This is a genomic window from Brevundimonas sp. (assembly GCF_036402095.1).
Classification (GTDB): domain Bacteria; phylum Pseudomonadota; class Alphaproteobacteria; order Caulobacterales; family Caulobacteraceae; genus Brevundimonas.
In genome coordinates this window covers 1-4,727 of sequence record NZ_DASWTO010000069.1, presented here as the reverse complement: position 1 = coordinate 4,727, position 4,727 = coordinate 1, and the positions used below count along the sequence as shown (strand labels likewise).

Sequence of the window (4,727 nt, the reverse complement as noted above, 5' to 3'; positions counted from 1 at the left end):
CGCGGCGGCGGGGCCGGTGGCGATCGGCGAGCCGGCCGAGCGCGATCTGGCCCTGACCCTGGACGCCTTCTCGCAGGCCGTGAGCGAAGCCTACGACAAGCGGATGCCGCACCTGATCTGCGAGCACGCGTACCGGCTGGCGCAGTCGTTCTCGAAATTCTACGCCGCCTGCCCGGTGCTGAGCGCGCCGGACGAGGCGACGAAGGGGTCCCGGCTGACGCTGTCGAGGGCGGTGCTGGACCAGCTGGAGCGGGCGCTGGACCTGCTGGGCATCGATACGCCGGAGCGGATGTAGGTCAGGCCGGGTCCGGCAGGCTGCGCTGGGCCAGGGCGGCGACGATGCTCCAGGCCCCGGCCACGACCACCACCGCCAGAACGCTGTGCACGTCCGCGCCCCAGGTTCCGGTCGCCAGCCAGGCCATGAAGGCCAGCGCGGCCAGGACGCCGCCCCACTTCAGGCCGAGGTCCGAAGGGCGGTTCGGCCAGGCGAGGGCGAAGAGGCCGACGGCGATCATCAGCAGCACGTAGTGCACGGTCGCGAAGCCCTGGTTCAGCCAGAAGACCAGGTGGCGCAGGGCGTCGAGAGTCTCCGGCGGGAACTCGCCGGCCCCGCGGGCCACCTCTGCCATGACGAGGCCGCTCATGGTCGCGGCGGCCATGCCGGCGAACAGGCTCGCGATCAGGGTGCAGACCGCCAGCAGCACCAGCGGCCGCCGCAGGTCGAGGCGGCGCCCCAGCTCGACATAGCCGTAGATCAGGATCGGCAGGATCAGCAGGCCGGTCCAGTGAACCGCGTCGTTCAGGCTGACGTGACCGAGGGCGGGGCCGCCCAGGCGGGTGGGATGCACCGCCATCAGGCCGATGTAGCCGGCCCATCCGGCGATGAGCGCGGCGGCGCAGGCGTTGCGGTTGGCGGTCATGGCGGCGTCTCCCCTATCTCCGGCTTGTCGTGGCGGCGGTTCGGGAGGAAAACCAGTCATGCCCTGCACGCTCCCGGCGATGCGGGACACGGAGGCGGGGAATGTCCGGAAACAGGCCGGGTCGGGAGGGGATGGACCAGCGCGTCGCCCGCACGCGCGGCCGGCTGGGCCAGGCTCTGATGCAGCTGGGCCAGGGGCAGGACCTCGATTCGATCCGCATCGGCGATCTGGTGCGCGCCGCGGACGTCGGCCGCTCGACCTTCTACGCCCATTTCGAGGACCGCGACGATTTCCTCGGCCGGTCCTTCTGCGGGATGATCGACATCTGCGACGCCCTGGCGCGCCGCGAGGGTCTGGCGGCGGACATCCTGCCCGTCGCCCATGTGACACACCACATCGCGGGCAATCTGGCCTTCGCCCGCAACGCGGGCCGGTCGCGGGCGATGGAGGTCATGCTCGCCGCCGGAGAACAGCGCCTGCGCCTCATCGCCGGGACCCATCTCGAAGAGGCCCTGCCCCGCGTCCCGCCGGAGGAGCGCCGGCAGGTCGCCGCCTTTCTGGCGGGCGCCTTCGTCGGCCAGCTGCGCCTGTGGCTGCACAATGACCTGCGCACCCCGCCGGGAACGCTGGTGGCCGCCAACCGCCGGCTGACAGCCGGGGTGCTGGGCGCGCTGCAGGCCCCGCCCGCCCACCTTCCCGACCGGAGACCCGCCCATGTCCCTTGACGCCTATATCGCCGGCCTGCCCAAGGCAGAGCTGCATCTGCACATCGAGGGATCGCTGGAGCCCGAGCTGATGTTCGAGCTGGCGCGGCGCAACCGGGTGGCCATCCCGTTCGACAGCGTCGAGGCGGTGCGCGCGGCCTACGACTTTTCCAACCTGCAGGACTTCCTCGACATCTATTACGCGGGGGCGAACGTCCTCCTGACGGAAGAGGATTTCCACGATCTGGCCCTGGCCTATTTCCGGCGGGCGGCGGCGGACAACGTTCGCCACGCCGAGATTTTCTTCGACCCGCAGACCCATACCGACCGGGGCGTTCCGTTCGGCGTCGTGGCCGAAGGGCTGCTGGCGGGGATGAAGCGGGCGGAGCGCGAGCTGGGCGTCAATTCGAAGCTGATCCTGTGCTTCCTGCGCCATCTGGACGAACACGCCGCCTTCGACGTGCTGCATCAGGCCGAGCCCTGGCTGGACCGGATCGAGGGGGTCGGGCTGGACTCGTCCGAGGTCGGGCATCCGCCGTCGAAATTCCGGCGGGTGTTCGAGCGCGCCGGCCAGATGGGTCTGAAGCGGGTCGCCCACGCCGGCGAGGAAGGTCCGCCGGAGTATGTGCGCGAGGCGCTGGACCTGCTGCACATCGACCGCATGGACCACGGCAACCGCTCGATGGAGGACGAAGCCCTGATCGAACGGCTGGCGGCGTCGCAGATGACGCTGACGGTGTGCCCGCTGTCGAACCTGAAGCTGTGCGTGGTCAGGGACCTGAAGGACCATCCCGTGCCGGAGATGCTGCGCCGGGGCCTGCACGTGACCCTGAACTCGGACGACCCCGCCTATTTCGGCGGCTATGTGAACGAGAATTATCGGCAGCTTGCCGAGGCGGTGGGGCTGACGCGGGCGCAGGTGACGCAACTGGCGCGGAACAGCTTCGAGGGGTCGTTCCTGAGCGAGGCGGAAAAGGCGGCCCGCATCGCCGAAGTGGACGCCTACGCGGTCGCCCGTTGATGACGTTCATTCGCTCTCTCAGCTGGAAAGAATGGTTGGCGCTGATCGTGGTCGCCGGTTGGCATGTCGCGGCAGGCCGGAATTACGGACCGGTCGGGCTCGCCATCGGACTGGCGCTCGGTCTCTGCGTCGGCCTCGCATTGGTTATGGCCTTCAGGGTCCTCGCCAAGGCCGAGCGGAAAAAGAAGAACGCGAATCAGCCCTAGCCATCTGACGCGGCTTGCGCCCGCCGCCCCGCTCCCGCTTGACTTCGCACCGGAGTCGGGGCCTAGGTCGCGGCGCTCTCGCGGGAGAGATCGGGGCCGTTTCGGCGGGCCCGGAGCCGAAGGCGCAACCGCCCCGGAAACGCTCAGGCAAACGGACCGCGAGGACATACGGACGCTGGAAAGTCGCTCTTAGGAGCGCGCCGACGGAGCAAGGCCAGCCCGGGACCGGGCGGGCCGGAATCTCTCAGGCTTCAGGACAGCGGGGGCGCGAGGACGGCGGAGCTTTCCGCCCCATAACGCGACCGTGGGACCCTGATGATGACCGACGAAACCCTGAAGACCACGCCCCTCAACGCCGCGCATCGCGCGCTGGGCGCCCGCATGGTCGGCTTCGGCGGCTACGACATGCCGGTGCAGTACGAGGGAGTGCTGGCCGAGCACCGCTGGACCCGCGAACACGCCGGCCTGTTCGACGTGTCACACATGGGCCAGTGCAAGATCACCGGCGCGGACGCGACGGCCCAGTTCGAGCGCTTCGTCCCCGGCGACTATGCGATCCTCAAGGCCGGGCGGCAGAAATACAGCCTGCTGCTCAATGACGAGGGCGGCATCATGGACGACCTGATGGCCGGCCGTCCCGACCACGACGGCCTCTATGTGGTGGTCAACGCCGGCAACAAGGACGCCGACTTCGCCTTCCTCGAAGCGAACCTCGAGGGCGACGCCAAACTCACCGTGCTGGCCGACCGCGCCCTGCTCGCCATCCAGGGGCCGGAAGCCGCCGAGGTGATGGCGAAACACGAACCCGTGCTGGCCGAATTCGGCTTCATGGACTGCGCCCGGGTGATGCTGTTCGGGGTCGACTGCTTCGTCTCGCGCTCGGGCTATACCGGCGAGGACGGCTACGAGATCTCGGTGCCGGCGGCCGACGCCGAACGCATCTGGAACGAGATCCTGAAGGACGCCCGGGTCAAGCCGATCGGCCTCGGCGCCCGCGACAGCCTGAGGCTGGAGGCCGGCCTGCCGCTGCACGGCCACGACATCGACGCCACGACCAGCCCGGTCGAGGGCGCCCTGACCTTCGCCCTGTCGAAGTCGCGCAAGGAGCGGGCCGACTTCAACGGCGCCGACCGCGTGCTCAAGGAGCTGGCCGGGGGGCCGGCCCGCGTCCGCGTCGGTCTCAGCGTCAAGGAAGGCGCTCCGGCCCGCGAAGGCGCCGAGATCGCTGACATGGACGGCAATGTCATCGGCAAGGTGACCTCGGGCGGCCCCTCGCCGACGCTGGGCCGCAACATCGCCATGGGCTATGTGCCGCCGGCGTTCGCCGAGCTGGGCACGGAGCTGAAGGTCATCGTGCGCGGCAAGCCCGCCGCCGCCGAGGTCGTCGCCATGCCCTTCGTCGCGCAGAGGTACTACAGGAAGCCGAAGTAGGTTTTTCACCCCCGTCATCGCCGGGCTCGTCCCGGCGATCCAGGATCACCGGCCTTCGGTGTTTCGGACGGGACGGATCGAGTTCATGGATCCCCGGGACAAGCCCGGGGATGACGGAAGGAAGACGCGGATGAAGTTCACCAAGGATCACGAGTGGGTTCGCCTCGACGGCGACGTCGCCACGGTCGGCATCAGCAAGCACGCCGCCGAGGCGCTCGGCGACGTGGTGTTCGTGGAGACGCCAGAGGCCGGCAAGTCGGTCTCGAAGGGCGACAGCTTCGCCGTGGTCGAGAGCGTCCAGGCGGCCTCGGACGTCTACGCCCCGGTCTCGGGCGAGGTGATCGAGGGCAACGCCGCCCTCGCCTCGGCCCCCGAGACGGTCAACGCCGATCCGGAAGGCGAAGGCTGGTTCGCGAAGATCCGCGTGTCGGATGCGTCGCAACTG

At 69.5% G+C, this 4,727-nt stretch carries 7 protein-coding genes and 2 riboswitches; of the genes, 6 read left to right on the top strand and 1 reads right to left on the bottom strand.

All coding sequences use genetic code 11. From position 1 onward, the window contains the following. A partial coding sequence (locus VGD32_RS05870; RefSeq protein WP_331030968.1) for a DALR anticodon-binding domain-containing protein occupies positions 1 to 295 on the top strand: 295 nt, incomplete at its 5' end. A 1-nt stretch (position 296) separates the two neighbouring features. Here the strand turns inward: VGD32_RS05870 and VGD32_RS05865 are convergent. Beyond that, the gene (locus tag VGD32_RS05865) at positions 297 to 920 is read right to left on the bottom strand and encodes a hypothetical protein (RefSeq protein WP_331030967.1); all 624 of its coding nucleotides are present in this window, start codon (positions 918 to 920) and stop codon (positions 297 to 299) included. Positions 921 to 1,051: 131 nt separating this feature from the next. On the opposite strand from VGD32_RS05865, the gene VGD32_RS05860 reads away from it, so the two are divergent. From VGD32_RS05860 to gcvH, 5 genes are all read left to right on the top strand, one after another. Continuing rightward, positions 1,052 to 1,645, top strand: coding sequence for a hypothetical protein (locus VGD32_RS05860; RefSeq protein ID WP_331030966.1), 594 nt, complete (start codon positions 1,052 to 1,054; stop codon positions 1,643 to 1,645). Further along, positions 1,635 to 2,645, top strand: a complete 1,011-nt coding sequence (locus tag VGD32_RS05855; protein WP_331030965.1) for an adenosine deaminase — start codon at positions 1,635 to 1,637, stop codon at positions 2,643 to 2,645. The genes VGD32_RS05860 and VGD32_RS05855 overlap by 11 nt, the downstream gene beginning before the upstream one ends. A 35-nt stretch (positions 2,646 to 2,680) precedes the next feature. Further along, positions 2,681 to 2,851, top strand: a complete 171-nt coding sequence (locus tag VGD32_RS05850; RefSeq protein WP_331030964.1) for a hypothetical protein — start codon at positions 2,681 to 2,683, stop codon at positions 2,849 to 2,851. A gap of 71 nt (positions 2,852 to 2,922) precedes the next feature. After that, positions 2,923 to 3,020: riboswitch (glycine riboswitch) on the top strand. A 4-nt stretch (positions 3,021 to 3,024) separates the two neighbouring features. Further along, positions 3,025 to 3,113: riboswitch (glycine riboswitch) on the top strand. Between the two features lie 56 nt (positions 3,114 to 3,169). Next, on the top strand, positions 3,170 to 4,282 hold the full coding sequence (gcvT, locus tag VGD32_RS05845) for a glycine cleavage system aminomethyltransferase GcvT (RefSeq protein WP_331030963.1): 1,113 nt from the start codon (positions 3,170 to 3,172) through the stop codon (positions 4,280 to 4,282). 130 nt (positions 4,283 to 4,412) lie between these two features. After that, positions 4,413 to 4,727: glycine cleavage system protein GcvH (gene gcvH, locus VGD32_RS05840; RefSeq protein WP_331030962.1), on the top strand; the 315-nt coding region annotated here is incomplete at its 3' end.